The 22,991-nt window shown below is 69.9% G+C and carries 16 protein-coding genes and 1 tRNA gene; 6 read left to right on the forward strand and 11 right to left on the reverse strand.

Annotated elements, in window-relative coordinates; genetic code table 11:
- The first annotated feature begins 46 nt into the window (after nt 1–46).
- Nucleotides 47–4,192 carry a metallophosphoesterase gene (locus EPO52_RS04410; protein ID WP_290802518.1) on the forward strand — a complete coding sequence of 1,382 codons (4,146 nt, stop codon included), beginning with the start codon at nt 47–49 and terminating at the stop codon, nt 4,190–4,192.
- A gap of 102 nt (nt 4,193–4,294) precedes the next feature.
- On the opposite strand, the gene EPO52_RS04415 is transcribed toward EPO52_RS04410, so the two are convergent.
- The 9 genes from EPO52_RS04415 to EPO52_RS04455 all read right to left on the reverse strand — a co-directional run bounded on the left by EPO52_RS04415 (nt 4,295) and on the right by EPO52_RS04455 (nt 16,418).
- Entirely contained in the window at nt 4,295–4,948 is a 654-nt protein-coding gene (locus EPO52_RS04415; RefSeq protein ID WP_290802520.1) for an NAD(P)H-dependent oxidoreductase, read from the reverse strand.
- A 107-nt stretch (nt 4,949–5,055) separates the two neighbouring features.
- On the reverse strand, nt 5,056–7,356 hold the full coding sequence (locus EPO52_RS04420) for an FAD-dependent oxidoreductase (RefSeq protein ID WP_290802521.1): 2,301 nt from the start codon (nt 7,354–7,356) through the stop codon (nt 5,056–5,058).
- Between the two features lie 12 nt (nt 7,357–7,368).
- Entirely contained in the window at nt 7,369–8,247 is an 879-nt protein-coding gene (locus EPO52_RS04425; protein ID WP_290802522.1) for an SDR family oxidoreductase, read from the reverse strand.
- Nucleotides 8,244–9,386: an acyl-CoA dehydrogenase family protein gene (locus tag EPO52_RS04430; protein WP_290802523.1), complete on the reverse strand. Its 1,143-nt coding sequence runs from the start codon at nt 9,384–9,386 to the stop codon at nt 8,244–8,246. The genes EPO52_RS04425 and EPO52_RS04430 overlap by 4 nt, the downstream gene beginning before the upstream one ends.
- Entirely contained in the window at nt 9,383–11,350 is a 1,968-nt protein-coding gene (locus EPO52_RS04435; protein WP_290802524.1) for an AMP-binding protein, read from the reverse strand. The genes EPO52_RS04430 and EPO52_RS04435 overlap by 4 nt, the downstream gene beginning before the upstream one ends.
- 416 nt (nt 11,351–11,766) lie before the next feature.
- Nucleotides 11,767–13,152: a 3-phosphoshikimate 1-carboxyvinyltransferase gene (aroA, locus tag EPO52_RS04440; RefSeq protein ID WP_290802526.1), complete on the reverse strand. Its 1,386-nt coding sequence runs from the start codon at nt 13,150–13,152 to the stop codon at nt 11,767–11,769.
- Between the two features lie 178 nt (nt 13,153–13,330).
- On the reverse strand, nt 13,331–14,131 hold the full coding sequence (locus EPO52_RS04445) for a zf-HC2 domain-containing protein (protein ID WP_290802527.1): 801 nt from the start codon (nt 14,129–14,131) through the stop codon (nt 13,331–13,333).
- Nucleotides 14,128–14,646, reverse strand: coding sequence for a sigma-70 family RNA polymerase sigma factor (locus EPO52_RS04450; RefSeq protein ID WP_290802529.1), 519 nt, complete (start codon nt 14,644–14,646; stop codon nt 14,128–14,130). The genes EPO52_RS04445 and EPO52_RS04450 overlap by 4 nt, the downstream gene beginning before the upstream one ends.
- 74 nt (nt 14,647–14,720) lie before the next feature.
- A complete protein-coding gene (locus tag EPO52_RS04455; protein WP_290802531.1) occupies nt 14,721–16,418 on the reverse strand; it encodes an AMP-binding protein in 1,698 nt (565 codons plus the stop codon).
- 142 nt (nt 16,419–16,560) lie between these two features.
- On the opposite strand from EPO52_RS04455, the gene EPO52_RS04460 reads away from it, so the two are divergent.
- Nucleotides 16,561–18,015: an NAD(P)/FAD-dependent oxidoreductase gene (locus tag EPO52_RS04460; RefSeq protein WP_290802533.1), complete on the forward strand. Its 1,455-nt coding sequence runs from the start codon at nt 16,561–16,563 to the stop codon at nt 18,013–18,015.
- Between the two features lie 160 nt (nt 18,016–18,175).
- Here the strand turns inward: EPO52_RS04460 and EPO52_RS04465 are convergent, their stop codons facing one another.
- The gene (locus EPO52_RS04465; RefSeq protein WP_290802535.1) at nt 18,176–18,814 is read right to left on the reverse strand and encodes an MBL fold metallo-hydrolase; all 639 of its coding nucleotides are present in this window, start codon (nt 18,812–18,814) and stop codon (nt 18,176–18,178) included.
- Nucleotides 18,815–18,872: 58 nt separating this feature from the next.
- On the opposite strand from EPO52_RS04465, the gene EPO52_RS04470 reads away from it, so the two are divergent.
- From EPO52_RS04470 to EPO52_RS04480, 3 genes are all read left to right on the forward strand, one after another.
- The gene (locus tag EPO52_RS04470) at nt 18,873–19,817 is read left to right on the forward strand and encodes a diacylglycerol kinase family protein (protein WP_290802537.1); all 945 of its coding nucleotides are present in this window, start codon (nt 18,873–18,875) and stop codon (nt 19,815–19,817) included.
- A 47-nt stretch (nt 19,818–19,864) separates the two neighbouring features.
- Nucleotides 19,865–19,937 (forward strand) — tRNA-Glu (locus tag EPO52_RS04475).
- Between the two features lie 74 nt (nt 19,938–20,011).
- Nucleotides 20,012–20,521 carry a DUF5684 domain-containing protein gene (locus EPO52_RS04480; protein WP_290802538.1) on the forward strand — a complete coding sequence of 170 codons (510 nt, stop codon included), beginning with the start codon at nt 20,012–20,014 and terminating at the stop codon, nt 20,519–20,521.
- Nucleotides 20,522–20,552: 31 nt separating this feature from the next.
- Here EPO52_RS04480 and EPO52_RS04485 read toward each other — a convergent pair whose 3' ends face one another.
- Entirely contained in the window at nt 20,553–21,572 is a 1,020-nt protein-coding gene (locus EPO52_RS04485) for a LacI family DNA-binding transcriptional regulator (protein WP_290802540.1), read from the reverse strand.
- 281 nt (nt 21,573–21,853) lie between these two features.
- On the opposite strand from EPO52_RS04485, the gene EPO52_RS04490 reads away from it, so the two are divergent.
- On the forward strand, nt 21,854–22,915 hold the full coding sequence (locus EPO52_RS04490) for an ABC transporter substrate-binding protein (protein ID WP_290802542.1): 1,062 nt from the start codon (nt 21,854–21,856) through the stop codon (nt 22,913–22,915).
- The last annotated feature ends 76 nt before the right edge of the window (nt 22,916–22,991 follow it).

The raw sequence follows: 22,991 nt of genomic DNA on the forward strand, positions 1-22,991 counted from the left end.
CCGACTCGATCTCCGCGAACGACCCGAACCGAAAGGCCGTCATTCCATGACGAAACTGTCCCTGCGGCGCCGCGGACGACGGATGCTGGCAGGCCTCGCCACAGCCGCCGTCGCCGCCGCGCTCCTCACCCCGGTGCTCGGGGCGGGAACGGCCGCCGAAGCGGCCACCGTGACGCCGCTCGTGCAGCACGGCCCCTCGGTCGTGCCCGACCGTATCGTGCTCACGCCGAACGGCGACCTCTCGACCTCGCAGGCCGTCACCTGGCGCACCTCGAAGGGGGTCACGACCGCGAAGGCCGAGTACCGGGTGGCCACGGCGACGCCGTATCCCACCGGCATCCTGACCGTGAACGCCTCCGCGAACAACGACCTCAGCACGGCGAACTACGACGAGACCTTCCACACCGTGAAGTTCACGGGCCTCACCCCCGACACGCAGTACCAGTACCGCGTGGGCGACGGCACCAACTTCAGCGAGTGGCAGCACTTCACCACCGCGTCGGCCACCGCCGATCCGTTCTCCTTCATCTACCTCGGTGATGTGCAGAACGGCATCAAGAGCGACGCGAGCCGGGTCATCCGCAACGCGTTCCGTGACCGCCCGGATGCCTCCATCGTGCTTCAGGCCGGCGACCTGATCGACGATGCCAACGACGACAGCCAGTGGGGCGAGGTGTTCGACGCCGCCGGCTACCAGTTCGGCACGCAGAACTTCCTGGCTGCTGCGGGCAACCACGAGTACGAGGGCGAGCAGCTCTCCACCCAGTGGCAGGCCCAGTTCGCCTACCCGCAGAACGGCCCGACCGACCCCACGGTTCAGGCTCTCTTGAAGGGCACGGTCTACTACAACGACTACCAGGGCGTGCGCTTCATCTCGCTGAACAGCAACATCACGGATGCGTCGGCGCTCGCCGTGCAGACGGAGTGGCTGAAGCAGACGCTCGAGACGAACCCGAACAAGTGGACCGTGGTGTTCTTCCACCACCCCGTGTTCTCGCTCGACGAGGGCCGCAACAACCGCGCCATCCGCGAGGCCTGGCTGCCGCTGTTCGAGGCGAACAACGTCGACCTCGTGCTGCAGGGCCACGACCACAACTACGGCCGCGGCAACACGAACGCGGCCGAGGAGGGCAACCCCACCACCTGGAACTCCGACCTCAACTACGACGGCCCGGTGTACGCCGTCTCCGTCGTGGGGTCGAAGATGTACAGCGGAGCGGGCCCCCGCCTGTGGACCGAGAACGGCGCGCACCTCAAGAAGCTCGAGGGCGGCGTGGAGCTCTACCAGCTCATCGACGTCTCGGGCGACACGATGCGCTACGAGTCGCGCACGGCCGACGGCCAGTACTTCGACGGTCTCACGATCGTGAAGAACGACGCCGGCAAGGCCGTGACCGACGACGAGAAGCCGCAGGTGATCGACCCGTCCGACCCGGGTACGCCGTGCCTCGGCTGCAACCCGAACCCCGATCCGACCGACCCCACCGACCCCACCGACCCGGAGACCCCGACCGACTCGGTCGAATACGAGGTCGTCTCCTCGCTCGACTCGGTGAACAAGTCGAATGCCTCCCTCCCCGCCGGTTCGGCGTACTCGGAGTCGAAGGACAAGCTCTACCTGGGCGACCAGAACGGCCGGAACATCTTCGAGATGAACCCCGACACGGATGAGGTGCTGCGCACCATCACGCTGCCCGAGAACATCCGGGACCTGGGGATCGACGACGAGAAGCAGCTGCTCTATGTGGGTCAGCAGAACCGCAACTGGGTGGTTGTCTCGATCGCGGATGCCACGTTCGGTCAGGTCGTGCGCGGCCCGTACTCGTTCATCGAGTCGAACCGCTCGATCGACGTCGACCCCGTGCACGGCTACGTCTACGGCGCCGTTCCCTCGCGCGGCATCGAGGTGCTCGACATGAACACGGGCACATCGCTCGGCGTGATCGCCGGAACGGAGGGCGCCTACTACGTGGCCGCCGACACCTCGAAGGGCTACGTCACCGCGGCGTACTTCGAAGAGGTTCCGGATGCGGTGCAGGTCGCGGCCTTCGACGCCACCGACGGCTTCAGCCAGGTGTGGGAGAAGGCCACCCGCGTCAACGCGCGCCAGGTCGACGTCGACTCCACCAACGGACTCGTGTACCTCGGGTACACCGGAACCGCGATGGGGTCAGGCGGATTCACCGTCCTCGACCTCGCCACCGGCGCCCAGCTCGGCGACTTCGCCGACCCGGCCTACGGTAAGGACGGGTACGGCATCTCGGTCGACGAGGAGCACCAGCGGGTGTTCGTGTCGAACCGCGACTTCCGGCTGAACCCGCCCGGTTCTGAGCTCGACGCCGTGTCGGTGACCGTGTCGAAGCGCATCCTGGAGGCCGGCTTCGACTACGACGTGACCGGCTCGATCGATGCCGTGAACAAGTCGAACGCTCAGTTGCCCGCGGGCTCCGCGTACTCCCAGTCGAAGAAGAAGCTGTACCTGGGCGACCAGAACGGCCGGAACATCTTCGAGCTGAACCCCGACACGAATGAGATCAGCCGCACGATCACGCTGCCGGAGAACATCCGGGACCTCGGTATCGATGACGCGAACCAGCTGCTCTACGTGGGTCAGCAGAACCGCAACTGGGTGGTGGTGTCGATCGCGGATGCCACGTTCGGTCAGGTCGTGCGCGGCCCGTACTCGTTCATCGAGTCGAACCGCTCGATCGACGTCGATCCGGTGAAGGGGTATGTCTACGGGGCTGTGCCGTCACGCGGCATCGAGGTGCTCGACATGAACACCGGTGCCTCGCTCGGTGTCATCGGGGGGACGGCCGGCGCGTACTACGTGGCCGCCGATCCTCTGAACGGGAAGGTGGCGGCGGCGTACTTCGCCGAGGTCCCGGATGCCGTGCAGGTCGCGACGTTCGATGCGAACGACGGATTCGGTCTCGACTGGGAGAAGGTCACTCGCGTCAAGGCGCGGCAGATCGACTACGACTCGACGAACGGACTGCTCTACGTGGGCTACACCGGCACGGCGGCGGGATCGGGCGGCTTCTCGGTGCTGGACTCGGCCACCGGCGAGCAGCGCGCCGACTACGCCGACCCGGCGTACGGCAAGGACGGCTACGGCATCTCGGTGGACGAGGACCGGCAGCGCGTGTTCGTCTCGAACCGCGACTTCCGGCTCAACCCGCCCGGGTCGGAGACGGCGGCCGTCTCGGTCACGATCAGCCAGCGGCGCGGTGTCGAGGCTCCCGTCGATCCCACGGACCCGACCGATCCCACGGATCCGACGGATCCGACAGACCCGACGGACCCGACGGACCCGACCGACCCCGAGCCGCCCATGGGCTCGGAGTACACAGCCACCGCCCTGACGGCGATCCCGTCGGCCGACAGCGACGCCGATCTCGACACCAAGCCCGTGGGCTCGGTCGTCGACTCGCGCACCGGTCACCTCTTCGTGGGCAACGAGCAGCGTCCCGCCCGCGTGGTGGAGATCGATCCCGCCACCGACACGGTCATCGCCACCCATGCGATCGCCGGCGCCGAAGGGGAGGGGGTTCGCGACGTCGCCATCGACACCGAGAAGAACGAGCTCTATGTCGCCTACGGCGCCTCCTGGGCGGTTCTCGACCTCGCCACCGACACGGTGAAGCGCGGACCGTTCGCCTTCACGGCGAACGTCCGCGGCCTCGACGTCGATCTGGCGACGGGGCGCGTGTTCGGTGCGACTCGCGGCTCCGGCTTCGAGGTCATGGATGCGAACACCGGTGCGGCGATCACCGTGGTGAACGGCGACGCCGCCAATTGGCAGTCGCACGGCATCGCGGTCGACGTCACGGCCAACCGGCTGTACGTCACGAACGACAGCCAGACATCCGGGACCGAGGGTGTGCGGGTCTACGACGCCACGAGCTATGCGCTCGTGCAGACGCTCGCGGTGTCGAAACCCGACTACCGCTCCGTGGCGGTCGACCCGGTCGCCGGGCGCCTCTACCTCGGGCACTCGTCGACCACGTTCGACGGCAGCGGGGTGCGGGTGCTGAAGTCGGCCGACCTCACCGAGGTGGCGAACTACTCGGCCCACGCCTACGGCAACAAGGTGTACGGCGTCTCGGTCGATCCGAAGCTCGGCAAGGTCTACGTCTCGGCCCGCGACCGCTACCCGGCAGGCATCATCGCCCTCCAACGAGCCCAGTAACCCGCCCCCCTCCTCGCGACTCGCCGAATTCCGGTCTATCACCTCGGTTTTAGGCCGGAATTCGGCGAGTCGCGAGGAGTTCGGTCAGCGCGCGGAGTTCGGTCAGGGGGTACGGGTGCCCAGGCGGGTGGCGAGGGCGGAGGCGGTCGCGTGGGCGGCCGCGAGCTCGTCGCGGCTGCGGGGGATCTGGTCGGCGAGTGCCGGCACCGTCTCGGCGAGGGTGAGGCTCGTCTCGATCACCGTCACGTCCATTCCGAGGGCGGTGCCCAGGATGAGGCGGATGGCGGGGATCTCGTGGTCCCAGCCGTCGGTGGGCGATCCCGGGTCGTACGAGGCGCCGCGGCTCGTGACGATCACCGCGGGTCGTCCCGCGAGAGGCTGTGAGTCGACGTCGAACGGGGCGGTGACGCCGGGGACGTGGATGTTGTCGATCCAGGCCTTGAGGCTCGAGGGCAGGGAGTAGTTGTAGAGCGGCGCGCCCACCAGCAGCACATCGGCCGCCAGCAGTTCGGCGATCAAGCTCGCTTGAAGCGCCTCGGCGTCGGCCGGCACCGTGGCTCCCTCGCGGCGCAGACGCGGCGGCCAGTGCAGCTCGGAATCGGCGAGGTGCGGCAGCGGATCCCGGTGCAGGTCACGGTGAACCACCGTGTTGCCGGGCGCCGCGGCCAGCCAGGCTTCGCTGAAGCTGTGACCGATCGCCCTCGATCGCGAGGTGTGGACATCGGCCGATGAATCGAGGTGGAGCAGGGAGACCATGGGCCCACGGTACTCCCGGCGCCTGGCGGCTCCTTAGCCCAGGTCACCGCCGAACCGCATAAGAAAACGTACCCATGTCGACATAGTGTCGATGAAGGTGCCTTTTCTTATGCGGTTCGGCGGGCACCTGCCACGGGAGCGAGCACACGGGCCGCGTCGAGGCCCTGGCGGGTGGCGCGCACCGCGTCGACCCGGGTGGCGTCGAGTGCGCCGCCCACCAGTTCGTGGCGGATGCCGCGCTCCCGTAGCTCCGCGCTCAGCGGGTCGTGGGAGACCTGGCCGGCGCACACCAGCACGACGTCGGCGGGCACCAGTTCGCGGGTGCCGTCGGCGTGCACGATGTGCACACCCTCCTCCGTGATGCGCTCGTAGGAGAGGTCGGACTCCATCCGCACTCCGGCATCGCGCAGCTCCCCGAGCGCCACCCAGCGCGAGGTGATGCCCAGGCCCTCGCCGAACCTGCCACTGCGCCGGAGCAATGTCACCTGGCTGCCCGGCCTGGTCGCGGCCGGTGCCGGTGCCGGTGCCGGTGCGACGGTCATCGCACCGCCCTGCCGCCCATCGTCCGAACCATCCGCGTCGGCGCTGGGGGTGGATGCGCGAGGAGGATCCTGGTCATCCGCCGAGCCGACGGGGAGCCGGCCCGCCAGCTCGAGCCTGCGGGCGCGCTGAGGAAGCGCCGCCGACTCGAAGAACGTGCTCGGGCCCGGCAGGTCGAAGCGGCGCTCGAAGTCGCGGGCGCGCTCGACCGGGTCGTGGGAGAGCACGAGGTACTTGGCGACATCGACGCCGATTCCTCCACCGCCGATGATCACCACGCGGCCCGCAGGCACGCCCTCGCGCAGAGCGGTCTCGTAGTCGCGCACGTGCGGCAGCGAGGCCCCCGGCACGTCGATCGTGCGCGGCCGCACACCCGACGCCAGCACCACCCCGTCGAATCCACCGGATGCGAGCACCTCGGCTGTGGCGGCGGCTCCGAGCTCCACCCGTACCCCGAGTGCGCCCAGCCGCCGCTCGTAGTGCGCCACCGTGAGCGCGTAGTCCTCCTTGGTCGGAATCTGCGCCGCGAGCCGGAACTGCCCGCCGAGGGCGGACGCCGCCTCGAACAGGGTGACGTGATGGCCGCGCTCGGCCAGATCTGCCGCTGCCACGAGCCCCGCCGGGCCGCCGCCGACGACGGCGAATCGCCGCGGTGCCGTCGTCATCGTGAGCGGGTACCGCGTCTCGGTCGCCGCCCGCGGGTTCACCAGGCACGACACCGGCTGCTTCACGAACGAGCGGTCGAGGCACGCCTGGTTGCAGCCGATGCAGCTGTTCACGGAATCGAATCGCCCCTGGCGCGAGTGATCCACGATGGCCGGATCGGCGAGGAACGGCCGGGCCAGCGCCACCGCCGTGATCGCACCCCCGGCGAGCACCTGCTCCACGTCGCGCAGGTCGGTGAGACGGTTGCTCGCGATCACCGGCACCGCCGTGGGTGCCGTCGGATCGCCGGGCAGGGCGATCGCCACGGCCACCGCCTCCGAGAACCGCAGCCACACGGCGTGCGGCACCGCGGCCTGCACGGTGGGAACCACCGACTCGTGCCAGCCGATGCCGACGTTGAGCGCATCCGCTCCCGCCCGCACCAGGTCGCGCGCGAGGGCCGCCGTCTCGTCGGGCGTGGTGGAGCCGGGCACCAGGTCGGCGCCCGACATCCGCACGATCACGGGCACGTCGAAGCCCACGGCCCGGCGCACCGCTCGCAGCACCTCCACCGCGAACCGCCGCCGCCGCACCGCATCGCCGCCCCAGTCGTCGCTGCGCCGGTTGGTGACGGGTGAGCAGAACTGGTTGATCAGGTAGCCCTCAGAGGCCATGATCTCCACGGCGTCGAAGCCGAGCTCGACGGCCCGTTCCGCCGCGCGCCGGAACTCGTCGATGACGCGCAGGACGCCGATCTCGTCGAGTTCCTCGGGCAGCTCCGACCCGCGACTGCGCCACTGCAACGCCGACGGCGCGACCGGATGCACGGCCCGCCCGTGCGCATCCGTCACCCCGTCGAGCAAGGCGTACCGGCCGGCATGGAAGAGCTGGGCGGCGATCAGCCCTCCGGCCTCGTGCACCGCGGCGGCGGCGGCCCGCAGCCGCTCATCGCTCACCGGGTCACCGAGCACGCTGAAGTCGTCGGCCCCGCAGCCCTCGGGGCTCACGGCGAGACCACCCGTGATCACGAGCGCTGCACCGCCCCGGATGCGCTCGGTGTAGTACGCCCCGAGTGCCGCCCCGCCGTCGTCGAGCGTCTCGAGGCCGGTGTGCATGCTGCCCGTCACCACCCGGTGCGGCAGGGTCAGCGCGCCGAGGCGCCAGGGCGAGAAGGTGAGGGGGAGCGCGGCGGAAGTGGGGTCGCCCGGGGCGAGAGCACTCATGCGGTGTGCCGCCTATTCCGAGATGACGAGCGGATCCGGCGCATCCGGCAGCCCCAGCACAGCGGCCCGCAGAGCCCCCGTGGTGTCGGCCCAATAGGGAGGTGCGACCACCGTGAGACCACCGTCCACCGTCAGCACCTGGCCCGTGATGTAGCCGGCCTTCGCCGAGAGCAGGAAGTCGGCCGCATCCGCCATGTCGTCGGCGGTTCCCGGCCGCTGCAGCGGGATCTTCTCGAGCACCGACTCCATCGGCGCCATGCCCGGCACCTTGGTGTAGAAGAAGTCGAGCGAGTCGGTGTCGATCAGGCCGCCGTTCACCGCGTTCACCGTGATGCCGCGCGGGCCGAACTCGTTGGCCATGTACTTCACGTAGCTCTCGTTCGCGGCCTTGGCGGCGCCGAGAGCGGCGTACGTGGCGAACGCGCGCTGGGATCCGTAGCTCGTGATGGCGAGGATGCGGCCCCCGCTGTGCATGAGCTCGGCCGCCCGGATGGCCCCGAGCACGAACGAGCGCGTGTTCATGGCGTAGCTGCGGTCGAGATGGTGCGTCTTCAGCTGCGACACTGGCTTGAAGGCCGAGGCCGCGGCGTTCGACACGAACGCGTCGACGCGGCCGTAACGGTCGCGCACCTCGTCGAAGAGGCGGTCGATGTCGTCGGGGTTCTCGACGTCGGCCTGCGCGATGAAGCCGCTGCCTCCGGCTGCCTCGACGTCGGCGAGCGACTCGGCGGCGAGGTCGGCGTTCACCTTGTAGTTGACCACCACGGCGGCGCCCTGGGCGCCGAGCTTCCGGGCCAGGAGGCGGCCGATGCCGCGGGAGGCCCCCGTGATCACCACCACGCGAGGCGTGTCGGTGCTCTCGGATGTGCCGGGGTTCCGGATGTCGCTCATGCTCGTGCCTCCGCCAGGATCGCGCGCGCGACCACCGTCTTCTGGATCTCGTTGGTGCCTTCTTCGAAGCGCTGTGCCCGGGCGTCCCGGTACACCCGCTCGATGGCGTTGCGGTGCCAGTATCCCTGACCGCCGTGGATCTGCAGCGCCTTGTCGGTGACCCGGCCGAGCATGTCGACGGCGATCATCTTCGAGGCGCTGGAGAGCTGTGCCGCATCCGGGGCTCCGGTCTCGTAGGCGCGGGCGGCGTGCAGGATGAGGGCACGCGCGGCCTGGATGTCGGCATAGTTCTCGGCCAGATAGGCCTGGATGACGGGCCGCTCGGCGAGCTTCTTGCCGAACGTCTCGCGCTTCAGCGCGTACTCGAGCGCCAGCTCCTGCGCGCGCTCGGCCAGGCCGACGCAGCTCATGGCCACCGAGATGCGGCTCGGCAGCAGGAAGCCGCCGAGGGCGACCGTGAGGCCCTCGCCCTCGGCGCCGAGACGCGCGTCGGCCGGCACCGGGGTGTCGGTGAAGCGCAGGATGGCGTGGTCGGTTCCGCGCACGCCCATGGTGTCGGAATCGTCGATCACCTCGGCACCCGGGAGGCCCGTGTTGGGTACGAGGAACGCGACGGTGCCGTCGGATCCGCTGCTGCCCTCGAGCCGCGCGATCAGCAGCCAGTAGTCGCACTTCACGCCGAAGGTGATGAGGTGCTTCTCACCGTTCAGGAGGTAGACATCACCGTCGCGGCGTACCGTGCTGCGCAGGTCGTTGCCCGTGCCCGCCGTGGCCTCCGTGAGGGTGAACGCCACGAGCGCCTCGCCCGAGACCGCCTTCTTCACCAGGTCGAGCTGGTGATCGTCGGCGAAGGGGGCCAGGGCGCGCCAGATGCCGTTGTTGACGTGCACGAGCATCCGGATCGAGCCGTGCGAGCGGGAGACGATCTCGAGCAGTTCGAGGTAGCGGCTGAACGGGATGCCCCGTCCCCCCAGTTCGACGGGCGCCGCGAGCGAGAGCCAGCCCTTGTCGCGGAGCTCGTCGTAGAGCTCGCGGGGCACGTCGCCCTCGGCCTCGATGCGCTCGGCCCAGATCTCGCCGGGGCCGCGCACCCAGGACTCGATCTCATCTCTGAGGTGCAGGAAATCGGCTTCGTTCACCGTGTGGTCTCCCTTGTTCGTGAGGGGGGCGTGAGCGCGGCCGCGCGCTCGCGGAGGAGGTTCTTCTGGATCTTGCCGACCGGGTTGCGTGGCAGCTCGTCGATGATCTCGAGTCGCTCGGGCCAGTAGTACTTCGACACGCGTGCCTCGGCGAGGTAGTGCTGCATGGCCTCGAACTCGAGGGGGACCCGATCGTCGGCCGGCACCACGAAGGCGCAGGCGCGCTCGCCGAGGCGCGGGTCGGGCATCGCCACGATCGCGACGTCTTTCACGAGCGGATGCCGGAACAGCAGGTTCTCGATCTCCACCACCGGAACCTTCTCGCCGCCGCGGTTGATCACGTCTTTCACGCGGCCCGTGATGTGCAGGAATCCCGCCTCGTCGACCACCGCGAGGTCGCCCGTGCGGTACCAGCCGTCGGCGGTGAACGCCTCGGCCGTGAGGTCGGGGCGGTCGAGGTAGCCGAGGAACGTGGTGGGGGAGTTCAGCTCGTAGTGCCCCTCTCGGCCGCGGGGGAGTTCGCGGCCCTCGTCGTCGACGATGCGGATGCGGATGCCGGCCAGCGGCCGGCCATCCGTTCCCCAGGCGGACCCGGGGGCGTCGACGGCGTCGGCCGGCGAGGAGAGCGTGCCGAGGCAGGTCTCCGTGGTGCCGAAGGCGCCGCAGACCGCCGTGTCGAGCACGCGCGTGGCGCGCTCGGCGAGTTCGCGGGGCACCGCGGCACCGGTGGCCACGAAGATGCGGAGACTGGCGGGGGCGGGTGCGCCTGCCTCGACGGCTTCGACCAGGTCCATGAGGAAGGGGGTGGCGGCCTGCACGAAGTGGGCGCCGTGCGCGGCGAAAGCCTGGTCGAGGGCGGTGCGGGCGTTCCAGATCGGCTGCACGATCGCGGCCGTGCCGAGACGCCAGCTGAGGAGGAGGCCGTAGAGGAAGCCGGTCTGGTGGGCGAGGGGGGAGGGGATGTAGACGCGGTCGTCTCGTGTCAGCTCGAGGTGCGCGGCCTCCATCGCGGTGGCGAGGCCGAGGGTGCGGTGGGTGTGCTGCACGCCCTTGGGCTCGCCGGTGGTGCCGGAGGTGAAGAGCAGCTGGGCGACGTCGTCGGGCGCGGGTCGACGCGCGGCGATGGGCGCGCGGGCGTCGCGGGCGCCCGCCAGCGCCGCGTCGAAGTCGAGCATGCGCCATCCGGTGGGCATGACGTCGCGACTTGCCACATCTTGTGGCAACTCCCCTCCACTTGCCACATCTTGTGGCAAGTCGGTGTTGGGGGTGGGGTGGCCTCCGGTTTGAGTTGCCGCGAAGTGTTGCCCGGCGGGGGTGCTTGCCACATGTTGTGGCAAGTCGGTGTTGGGGGTGGGGTGGCCTCCGGTTTGAGTTGCCGCGAAGTGTTGCCCGGCGGGGGTGCTTGCCACATGTTGTGGCAAGTCGGCGTTGGGGGTGGGGTTGGCTTCGGTTTGAGTTGCCGCGAAGTGTTGCCCGGCGGGGGTGCTTGCCACATGGTGTGGCAAGTCGGTGGGAGTGGAGCCCGCGCGGAGGGTGCCCGATGGATCGTGGGCCGCCACCACGAGCACGTGCTCGACGCGCAGCGTCAGCCCGCGGGCGGCCGCCTCGCGCGCCACCGCCGGCAGTTCCTCGGCATGGCGCCGACCCCGGAACGACTCGGGCGCGATCAGCACGCGCGCCCGCGACCGCGCGAGCACCATCGCGGTCTCGCGCGCGCCGAAGACCGGCATGATGGGCGCGACCACCGCGCCGATCTGCAGCACGCCGAGCGTGACCGTGACGCACTCGGCCCAGTTGGGCAGCTGGAACGCCACCGACTCGCCGGGCTCGACCCCGAGCTCGAGCAGCACCGCGGAGACGCGGTCGGCCTCCCCGCGCAGCTCCGACCACGTCAGCGAGCGCGGTCGGTCACCGACCTCGACCAGGGCGATCGCATTCGGCTCCCGCGCCACCAGCTCGTCCACGAGCGCAGCCAGCGATCGCCTCGTCGTGACGGCCGCCCCGCTCCCTAGCGCCGCCCTTCTCCCTAGCGCCGCACTGCTCTGTGATGTTGCACCGCTTCGTGATGTTGCGTTGCTTTGTGGTGTTGCGCTGCTCTGTGATGCTGCGCCGCTCCCTGGCGCCGCGCCGTTCTCATAGGCCGCGCCGCCTCCGGGCGCGCCGCTCCCTGGCGCCGCGCCGTTCTCATAGGCCGCGCCGCCTCCGGGCGCGCCGCTCCCTGGTGCCGCGCCGCTCCGTGATGCCGCGCCGCTCTCATGAGCCGCGCCGCCTCCGGCCGCGCCGCTCCCTGAAGCCGCGCCGACTGCGGCCGCGCCGCCGGAGGCGCGCAAGCCGCCCACCCGCGACGAGGAGGGCGAGGAGGACGAGGAGGGCGAACCTGTCATGAGGCGAGGGCCTGCCCGGCGCGGGTGCGGCTCGAATCGGCGGCGGAGCCCGCATCCGGGATCTCCAGGTCGAGCCCCACGCCCGTCATCGCCTGCAGGAACCGGGGATACGAGATGCGGTAAGCGCGCGGATAGGTGAGCCTCGACTCGCCCTCGGCACGAGTGGCGGCCACGGCCAGCGACATCAGCACCCGGTGGTCGTTGAAGCTCGACATGGGGGCGCCGGCCAGGGAATCGACGCCGGTGATCGAGAACGAGGTGCCCTCGTCGACGAGCGATCCGCCCAGCTTGTTGAGCTGCAGCATGGCGTTCACGCGGTCGGATTCCTTGAGCCGGATGTGCCCGATGTTGTGCAGCCGCGAGGTGCCGTCGGCGAAGCTCGCGAGTGCGGAGACCACGGGCAGCAGATCGGGGATGGGTTGGCAGTCGAGCTCGATCGGCTGCAACCGGATGCCGTCGTGCCGCACCCGCACGAACCCCGTCTCAGGATCGTGGTCGAGCGGCACCCCCATCGCAGCCACGATGTCGAGGAAATCCGCCTCGGGGTGGTCTGTGTCGGCCGAGGAGGTGGTGGTGAGACCGCGGAAGACCACGTCGGAGGGGTGGATCGCGGCGGCTGCGAGCCCGAACGCCGCCGATCCGATGTCGGGCGGGAGTGTGTAGTCGGTCGCGGTGGCGGTCTGCCCCGGACGCACGGTGTAGCTCCGCCAGTCGTCGGAGTGCTCGACCTCGAGACCGAAGTGCCGCATCATCCGCACCGTCAGTTCGACATAGGGCTGCTCGTTGAGCTCGCCCTGCACCTCGATGGTGGTCTCCCGCTCGGCGAAGGGCGCCACGAGGAGGAGCCCGGAGAGCCACTGCGACAAGGTGCCCGGGATCGTGACGTGACCGCCGGTGGGCCGCCCCGGCTGCACGGTGATGGGCGGGCAGTCGTTCGTGGACTCGTAGCGCACGCCGAGCTGGCCGAGCGAGTCGAGCAACGCCTTGATGGGGCGACGGCGGAAGTACTTCATGCCCGTGAGCGTGATCGGCCGGTCGGCGAGGGCAGCGAGGCCCGTCATGAAATACAGAGTGGTGCCCGAGGAGCCGACGTTCAGCAGGCCCTCGGCCGCGATCGAGCCGTGGTCGTTCACGCCGTCGCGGGTGTCGTAGTGGCCGCCGTGCACGACGTAGCTGTCGCCCTCGATCTCGATGCGGGTGCCGAGCGCGCGCAGGACGCCGATGGTCCACACCACCTGCCGCGTCTCCGACAGGCCGTGGATCACGCTCCGCCCAGGCGCGAGCGAGGCCAGCACCAGGGCGCGATGAGCGTGATACTTCGAGACCGGGATGGCCAGTTCCCCTGAGACCGAACCGCCGGATCCACGAACGAACAACTGCACTTCTGACCTCCAATACATGTCCGGGGCTGCGAGCACGCGAAGTTCTCGAAGTCGCACAGGCGTCGAAAGGGTTTGCATCACCATATTGCCATCCCGGGGAGGGGCCTCGAACACACCGAGGGGTCGCCGCACCTGTGGTGGAGTGGATGCGCCGGGGCCCCGGCAGAGCGGATGCGCGTCAGAGCGTGGTGCGCACCAGGGGACGATCGCTGCCCGCGACCCGGATGTCGACCGCCGCGATCTGATCCGTCGGAATGCTCGTCGACGCCGACAGGTTGCCGGCGGCCCCGCCCGCGGCGCTCCAGGTGGCCACCGTGGTCTCGGTGCCCGTCGCATCCGTCACCACGAGGTCGTAGGTGACGGGAGTGCTGCTCGCACCCCACTCGTCGCGGTAGCTGCAGTTCCAGTCGAACCGGGTGCCCCAGCCCTTGGGGGTGACGGTGAGGTCGGCCGCGAGGAAGCCGGGCTCCACCTGCGACATCGAGCGGGCGACCGTGTCGGTGCCGGCTGCGCCCGGGGAGACGGGGGCGGGCGTTCCGGATGTCGCGGGCGCGGTGGCGGCAGGCCCGTCGGCCTCGGAACCCTGGTTCACCGAGCCGCCCGAGATGCCGACGCCGACCGCGAGACCGAGCACCGCGACGACGACACCGACCCCGGTGACGAGCGCGGCGAGACGACGTCGCACCCGACGCCGATTGCGGGTGACCGATGCGGCGAGGCGACTCACCTGGCTGGGTTCGTGCTCGAGCTCGCGCAGGTGCGCGTCGGCGACGGCGCGGGCGTCGTCGGCCAGGAGTGCTGTGGCATCCGAGGTGCTGAGACCCGCGAGGATGCCGGGCATCCCGGCGAGCTCGGCCACGGCCTGCGAGCAGGCGGGGCAGCCGGTGAGGTGCCGTTCGAATCGCCGGCGCTCGTCGGGCGAGAGCATGCCGAGAACGTAGGCGGCATCCCAGTCGGTGAACTCGTGTGGATCGGTCATTCGGCCACACCCCTCTCCTGCAGAGCGAGACGCAGCGCGCGGAGGGCGTAGTGGATGCGTGAGCGCACGGTGCCGACGGGCACGTCCTCGGCCTCGGCGATCTCGCCCGCGGATTCGCCGAGGTAGTACGACCGCACGATCGCCGTGCGGTGCTCGAGGGAGAGCGAGAGCAGCGCATCCGACAGCAGCCACTTGTCGAGGATGGCGTCGGTGGCGTCGTGATCTGTGCCGCGTGAGGCCGCTTCGGGCACAACATCGGTGGCGAACTCGTGATTGTGCCGGGCGCTGCGCCGGTCGTCGATCACGAGGTTGCGCACCACGGTGAAGAGCCACGCGCGCGCCTCGTCATCGCTCTGCTCGAGGATGGCCGGCCGCTTCCACGCCCGCAGCATCGACTCCTGCACCACGTCCTGAGCGAGTACCGGATCGCGCGTCAACCGCACCGCGTACCGGTACAGCGCGGGCCCGTGGGCGTCGTGGATCGCCCGAAGCAGCTCGGCTTGCTCGTCGGACATGACACCTCCACTCCCCACAACGTAGCGCGGGCGCCAATCGTTCAGATGAGGCGAACAACCGACCCCGGAACCTGTTACGGCGTGATGAAGAGGCCTGCGGCTGCGTCGGCGGCGGCGCGCTGCTTCATCACGAAGTGCTGCTTCTTGCCGGTGGCCGTGTAGGGCAGCTCGTCGACGAAGGCGTAGCGGCGCGGGCGCTTGAAGCGGGCGAGCGAGACGCTCTCCTGGCAGAAGGCATCGAGTGACGCGGCGGCGGCCACCGGGTCGGCGAGCTGGCCCGGGCGACGCACGACGTAGGCCACCACGACCTCGCCCCAATCCGAATCGGCGAGGGCGGTGACGATGCTGTCGGCCACGCCCTGGTGGCCGGCCAGCACCTCCTCGATCTGCACCGGATGCACGTTCTCGCCGCCCGAGATGATCATGTCGTCCTTGCGGCCGACGATGGTCACCATCTCGGTCTCGTCCCAGGTGGCGAGGTCGCCGGGGTACATCCAGCCGTCCCTGAACTTGCGGTCCTGCTCCTCCGGGTTGCCGATGTACGTGTAGCCGCTCTTGACGGTGCGCATGATCACCTCGCCCACCTCGCTGCCGTCCTTCGCCACGAGGTCGGTCGGATCGGCGAACCGGTCGTCGTACACCTTCACCACTGCCACGTCGTCGTCGAGACAGGCCCGCCCGGCCGCACCGGCCGCTTCCGGCAGGTCTTCGGGCCGCAGGTAGGTGTTCCAGAACGCCTCCGTGGTGCCGTACCCGTTCGCGATGCGCGGCGTGAGAGTGCTCTGATAGCGCAACGCCGCCGCCCGGTCGAGCGGAGCGCCCATCGTCACGATGCCGGAGAGCGACGAGAGATCCCGCGGCGACGCCTCCTGCGCATCCGCGAGCCGCTCGAGGTTCGTGGGAGCGCCGATCACGTAGGTGAGCTCGTGCTCCTCGATCAGGTCGAGCACGAGCCCGGGCTCGAACTGGGGGAGGGTCACCACCTCGGCGCCCACGTAGAACGCCGTGTTCGGCCCCGCGCAGTAGTTGCCGCCGCGGTGGAACCAGGGCGACATGTTCAGGGTGCGGTCGGTGGGCCCCAGCGGGAAGTGCATGATCGCGTCGTGCGCGCTGAGGGTCTCGTTGAGACTCGTGAGCGGAACGGCCTTCGGCATGCCGGTGGTGCCCGACGTGTAGAGGCGGGATGTCTCGTCCCACACCGAGCCCTCCCGGGGCGCCGTGAACGTCGGCGCCCCCTCGACCAGCAGCTGCTCGAAGCGCAGGGCATCCGCGATCTGAACCGGAACGCCGTCGGCCCCGCCCACCTCCACGAGGGTGGGTGGCGTGTACTCGGCGAGGGCGAGGGCGGTGCGCACATCTGCCGCGAGAGACGCCTCGTAGAAGAAGATCACGGGCCTCGACTGGTTCAGGATGTGCGCCGTCTCCGCCGGCGCCAGCCGGAAGTTCATCGGCGACGACACGGCCCGCAGCCCCTGCGACGCCACGTAGAGAAAAGCGAACTCGGGCCGGTTGATGAGCTGGTAGCCCACCAGGTCGCCCACCCCCACGCCGTGCTCGGCGAGCCCGGCCACGAGGGCGCCGGTGACCTCGCCGAGCTCGCGGTAGGTCCACGATCGGCCGGTGGTCGAGTCGGTGAGGCCGGTGCGGCCGGCGTAGCGATGGGTATTGCGCGCGAAGCCGGATGCCCAGGTGAAGTTCTGCTCGAACACCTGGCGGAACGGCGCGGTGTCGTAGTCGGTGTTCGCGGCGGGCTGTTCGCGGGTGGTGCTCATGAAGACCTCGTTCCGGGATCGGTTTCGCGCTATCACAGGTATACATCCACGGCCGCTCCCGCTGCATTCCCACCCGGGACTCCGCCCGGCGCACCGCCGGGCGCACGGCCCCGTGCGCAGCCGCCGTGGGTAGTCTGGCGGCATGAGCTCCGGGTCGGTCGACGTCGTCGTGGTGGGCAGCGGGCCGAACGGGCTCGCCGCCGCGGTCACCATGGCACGGGCGGGCCTCAGCGTGCGCGTGTACGAGGCGGCGGGATCGCCGGGCGGGGGAGCCCGCACCGCCGAGCTCACCCTGCCGGGGCACTGGCACGACGTCTGCTCGGCGGTGCACCCGATGGCGCTCGCGTCGCCCTTCTTCCGCGCCTTCGAGCTGGCCGATCGGGTCGAATTCGTCACACCCGAGATCTCCTATGCCCAAGCCCTCGACGACGGCCGGGCAGGAATCGCCTACCGTGACCTCGATCGCACCGTGGAGGGCCTCGGTGCCGACGGCGCGGCCTGGCACCGCCTCTTCGCGCCGCTGCTCGCCCGGCAGGACGATGTGGTCGACTTCGCGATGTCGCCCCTGGCCCGGGTTCCGCGACATCCGTTGGCCGCCGCCGCGTTCGGCGCACGCGTGCTCGCCACCGCCCGGGGCGCAGCCGCCGGTCTGCGCACCGACGAGGCGAGCGGCATGCTCGCGGGGCTGAGCGCCCACGCCATCGCTCCGGTGGCGGCCCTCGGTGCCCGTGGTGCGGGCCTGCTGCTCGGCGCTCTCGCGCACTCCGACGGCGGATGGCCCATCCCGCTCGGTGGCTCGCAGGCCATCGTCGACGCCCTGCACGCCGACCTGCGCGCCCACGGCGGCGAGATCGTCACCGAGACGCGCATCGACTCCCTGCGCGAGCTCCCCTCCGCGCACGCCGTGCTGCTCGATGTCACCCCGCGCGCTCTCGACCGCATCGGCGACGACCTGCTGCCGCCCGGCTATCGAGCCCTTCTCCGCCGCTTCCGCTACGGCGACGCCGCCTCGAAGGTCGACTACGTGCTCGACGGGCCGGTGCCGTGGGCGAACGCGGAGCTGGCGCGCGCGGGCACCGTGCACCTGGCCGGATCCGCCGCCGAGGTGGATGCCGGCGAACGCGAGGTGGCGCGCGGGCGGTACCCCGAGCATCCGTTCGTGCTGGTCTCGCAGCCGAGCATCGTCGACCCGGGGCGCGCGCCCGAGGGCCACACGGTGCTGTGGGCCTACACGCACGTGCCGCGGGGGTCGGGCCGCGACATGACGGATGTCGTCACCGCCCGCATCGAGCAGTTCGCGCCCGGGTTCCGCGACCGGGTCGTGGCGAGCGCCGCGATCCCGGCATCCGCTCTGCAGCTCTACAACGCCAACTACGTCGACGGCGACATCGCGAGCGGGGCGGCGAGTGTGGCGCAGCTGCTGTCGCGGCCGGTGCTCTCGCCCACGCCCTGGCGCACCCCGCTGGACGGGGTCTACCTCTGCTCGGCGAGCACCACGCCCGGCCCCGGCGTGCACGGCATGGCGGGCTGGCAGGCGGCCCGCACGGCGCTCGCCGACGTCTTCGGCATCACCGAGCCACCCTCCCTGGCCCGCTGACCCCGCCCGCTGCCCCTTCCCAGCAGAGCCCTGCGCTGGCCCTCCCTCCAGGCCCGCCCAGATCCGTCACTTTTTGTTCATTTTCGGGCGAATTCGCGCGAAAAGTGACGGATCTGGAGGGGTGGGGGGCGCTAAGCGGCCTGGGCTGAGGGCGCGCGGGTCAGAGGTCGAGGGTGTCGCCGGGCTCGAGGGGGAGGAACGTGCCGCCGCCCTGCTCGGTGGCCCAGGTGAGACGGTCGTTCGCCATCTTCTTCGCCGCCACCGAGAGCACCATCTCGTGCGTCGGGAACGCGCGCTTCGGCGCGACCTCGAGCACGAAGTCCATGGTCTCCGCGATCTTCATCCACGGAGCCCCGGCGGGCGCGGCGAGGAGGTCGACGGCCACGCCCTCCGGCACGGCGAACGAGTCACCGGGGTAGTAGAGGATGTCGTCGACGAGCACCCCCACGTTGTCGATCACGGGGATCGAGGAGTGGATGATGGCATGCCGCCCGCCGAAGAACCGCAGCGAGAACCCACCCGCCTCGATGCTGTCGCCGGGGGAGACCTGCACGATGTCGAATCCGGATGCCGCGTTCACGACGCCTTCCGGCCCGTAGATCACGGCGTCGGGTGAGGCGTCGAGGATGCGGTTCAGCTGCTCCGGCGTCCAGTGGTCGGCGTGCTCGTGCGTGATCACCACGGCGACCGTGCCGGCGGCCTCGGTGATGGCGGTGGTGAACGATCCGGGGTCGATGAAGAGCTTCTTGCCGGACTTCTCCAGCAGCAGTGCGGCGTGCTCGAATTTCGTGAGTCTCATGATCTCCGACTCAACACCAGCACGGCCCGGCGTGCAACGTGGGGAATAATCGGTCGCTATGGGCACCTCAGCGAAGCGGATCGTCGTGGCGATCAACCCGAACGCCTCCTTCGGGGCCACCCGTCAGGTGGGCCCCGATGTCGTGAGCGCCCTCAAGGCGCGCGGGCACGAGGTCATCCCCCTCAGCGCGCCCGACTTCGAAGGCCTCGTGCGGGTGGCCCGGCACGCGCTCACCGAACCGCACGACGCCCTGGTGGTGGTGGGCGGCGACGGCATGGTGAATCTCGGCGTGAACCTCGTGGCCGGCACCGGAACGCCGCTCGGCATCGTGCCCACCGGCACGGGCAACGACTTCGCGGCCGGCATCGGCATCCCCGCCGATGACATCCCCGCGGCCATCGTCGCGCTCTGCGACTCCCTCGAGCGCGAGCCGCGGGTCATCGACGCCGCTCGGGTCACCGGCCCCGGCATCGATGTGCCGGCCGGTGAGAACGGGCCGGATGCGGCGCACCGCTGGTTCGCCGGCGTGCTCTCCGCCGGTTTCGACGCCGCGGTGAACGAGCGCGCGAACGGCATGCGCTATCCGAAGGGCGCCTCGCGTTACGTGCTGGCGCTGATCGCCGAGCTCGTCACGTTGAAGAACCGGCACTACGTGCTCGACATCGACGGCGAACGGGTCGAGGTCGACTCGTGCCTGCTCTCGGTGGCCAACAACACCACGATCGGCGGCGGCATGAAGATCGCGCCCGACGCCCTGCTCGATGACGGTCTGCTCGATGTGTTCATCGTGAAGCCGGTGTCGCGCATCCGCTTCATCCGCCTCTTCCCGAAGGTGTTCTCGGGCACGCACGCCGGGCTCGAGGTCGTGGAGTTCCGTCGGGCACGCACGGTGACGGTGTCGGCTCCGGATGTCGTCGGCTTCGCCGACGGCGAGCGGTTCGGCCCCCTCCCGCTCACCGTCGAACTCGTGCCGGGGGCGCTCGCGGTGTTCGCCCCCGCCTGATTTGAGAAGCCCTCCGGGGTGTGGCATACTCGATGAGTTGTCACGACGGCCCCATCGTTTAGCGGCCTAGGACGTCGCCCTCTCACGGCGGTAACGCGGGTTCGAATCCCGCTGGGGTCACAACACGCCCGGTTCCCTCGCTCATGCAAGGGGGCCGGGCTTTTTTCATCGCGCGCCACCGATACGCTGTGCAGATGACTCCCGATGCGCAGTCCGCCCTTGCGGTCCAGATCATCGTCGGTGTGCTGGTGCTCACCTACGGTCTCGTGATCCTCGTGATCGCGGCCAGCTGGGTGGTGATGGGATTCGCGCTCATGTCGCTCTACCGCAAGGTGGGGGTGAAGCCCTGGATCGCGTGGGTGCCCTACTACCGCACCTGGGTGTGGCTGAAGCTCGGCGGCCAGCCCGGCTGGCTCGCGCTGCTGTCGCTCCTGGGCCTCGGGTTCGTCGCCAGCATCTTCTTGATCATCGGAATGTCACGCATCGGGCAGTCGTTCCGCAAAGACGCGGGCTTCCTCGTGCTCGGCATCTTCCTGCCCTATGTCTGGGCGTTCATTCTGGGCGGCCGGACCAGCGTCTACGAGCCGGGCCTGCTGGCCTGGTACGGGCAGCCGGCGCCCCTCGTGGGCTACGGATCCGTGGTGGCCGACTTCGCCACCGACCTCACCGCTCCGGGGTGGCAGAGCCCGGCCCAGGCGGGCTGAACCGGCGGGAGCACCCGTCGCGGGGCGCGACTCAGGACGGCGGTGGTGCCGTCGAGCCGCGGATGACGAGCTCGACCGGGAGCCCGATCGACTGGATCCCCTCGGTCGACCCTGCCTCCACCGCGTCGATCAGCAGCTCGGCCGACTGTCTCCCGATGCCCAGCATGTCCTGGCGCACCGTCGTGAGTCCGGGGGAGACCACCGACGCCATGTCGACATCGTCGAAACCCACGATCGACACGTCTTCGGGCACACGCACCCCCGCCTCCTGCAGGCGGCGCATCGCTCCGATGGCCATGAGGTCGTTGCTGGCGAAGAGCGCGGTGAACCCCACCTGATTGGCCAGCAGGTCGGACGCGAGTGCGTATCCGGAGGCGAGTTCGAAGTCGCCGTGCAGCACGAGCGCGTTCGGGAACGACTCCCGGATGCCGCGCACCCGCTGCACGGTGGAGTGCAGCCCGGCGTAGCCCGCGATGATGACGGCGCGGGTGTGACCGAGGTCGCGCAGGTGGCGCCCGAGCTCCTGGGCACCCCCGTAGTTCGTGGAGGTCACGGAGGGCACGTCGTCGAGGCCGGGGACGTCCTCGTCGGCCAGAACGATGGGGGACGACGACTCCGCGATCTTCATGAGTTCGTCCGTGGCGGCGATCTCGCGGCTCGCGGTGTAGACGAGGCCGTCGATCGACCGTGTGCGCAGCAGGTTGAAGTAGCGCTTCTCCCGTCGCGGATCGGAGTTCGAGGTGCTGCAGATGATGAGGCCGTAGTCGCGCTCGTTCGCCATCTCCTCCACGCCGCGGGCGATGCGACCGAAGTACCAGTGCGAGATGTCGGGCACGGCCAGCCCGATCATCCGGCTCCGGCCCGATTTGAGTTGGCGGGCACCCGCATCCGGAACGTAGCCGAACTCGTCGATCAGGCGACGGATGCGCAGGGCCGTCTCGGGATTGACCGGCCGCTTCCCCGAGAGGGTGTGCGAGACCGTGGTCACGCTGACGCCCGCGGCAGCGGCGATCTGCTGCATCGTCCAGGGCTTGGCGGTGGCGTCGGTCACCGACTCAGAGTAGCTGACGCCGGCAGTCGATGACGTGAATCGTGCCGCGATGTGCAAATCGAGTTGCAAGGCGAGATGGTGCCGGAGACCGGTCCGAATTGCGGCGACGAGTCGGCGTTTACACGTCAGTAACAGACGGTAATCGTCTCGAAACAGTCGGCACGTAGTGTCAGGCGGAAACCAAGATGCAAAACGGTTTGCAGACGCGGCCAGTCCGCGCGTCCCGCACACGACCATTCACACCCCCCCCGGCACCATCCCGCACGCACCGAGGAGAACCCATGACGTCCCACCCCACCCGCCGCCTTCGGGCGCTCGCCACGGCCACCGCTCTCACCGCATCCATCGCGCTTCTCGCCGGTTGCGCGTCGTCGAGCGGTTCCGCCGACACCGGCTCGACCGACAGCGCGGCGCTCACCCCCATCACCCTGCAGACCTCGTGGATCCCGCTCGTGCAGTTCGGCGGCAGCTACGTCGCCGACAGCGAGGGGTACTACGCCGAGAACGGCGTCGACGTCGACATCCTGCCCGGAGGCCCGGATGTGGACTCGATGGCCGCGGTCGCCTCCGGCCAGGCCGACATCGGCATGGCCAACGCCGACACCGTCGCCCGCGCGAACGAGCAGGGCGCCGACCTCGTGATCGTGGCGGCCGGCTTCCAGAAGAACCCGCTCGCCATCCTCTCCAGCCCCGACAACCCGATCACCACCCCCGCCGACATGGAGGGCAAGAAGATCGGTGTGCCGGCGGGCGACGAGGCCGCCCAGGATGCCCTGATGGAGGTCAACGGCGTCGACGCCTCGAAGGTCAGCACCGTCCCCGTCGGCTTCGACGTGGCGCCGCTCGTCTCCGGCGAGGTCGACGGACTCTGGGTGTTCTATTCCGAGCAGCCCATCTCCTACGAGGAGTCGACCGGCAAGGAGGGCACCGTGTTCCTCACCGCCGACTACGGACTCGACGTCTACGCCCAGGTGTACGCCGTGACGCGGGCGTCGCTCGAAGACCCCGAGAAGAAGGCCGCGATCGAGGGCTTCCTGAAGGGCGAGATCGAGGGCTGGCAGAACTACGTGGCCGACCCCACCGAGGCCGTCGAGCTCACCGTCAACGACTACGCGAAAGACGGCGGTCTCACCATCGAGGAGCAGACCAAGCAGGCCGCGCTCCAGATGGACCTGCTGGTGACCCCGGAGACCGAGGCCAACGGCCTTCTGACGATCTCGGACGAGGGCATCAAGAACAACATCGCCACCCTCACGACGCTCGGCATCACCGGAGTCGACGAGTCGCTCTTCGACACCTCGCTCCTGACCGACATCTACGCCGGCGGCAACACGATCGGCTAGCCCCACCCTCCTCCTCGCGACCCGTCGAAAATCGGTCCTCAAGCGCCCCTTGTGCGACCGATTTCGACGGGTCGCG

The organism is Herbiconiux sp., from assembly GCF_004297105.1.
GTDB lineage: Bacteria > Actinomycetota > Actinomycetes > Actinomycetales > Microbacteriaceae > Herbiconiux.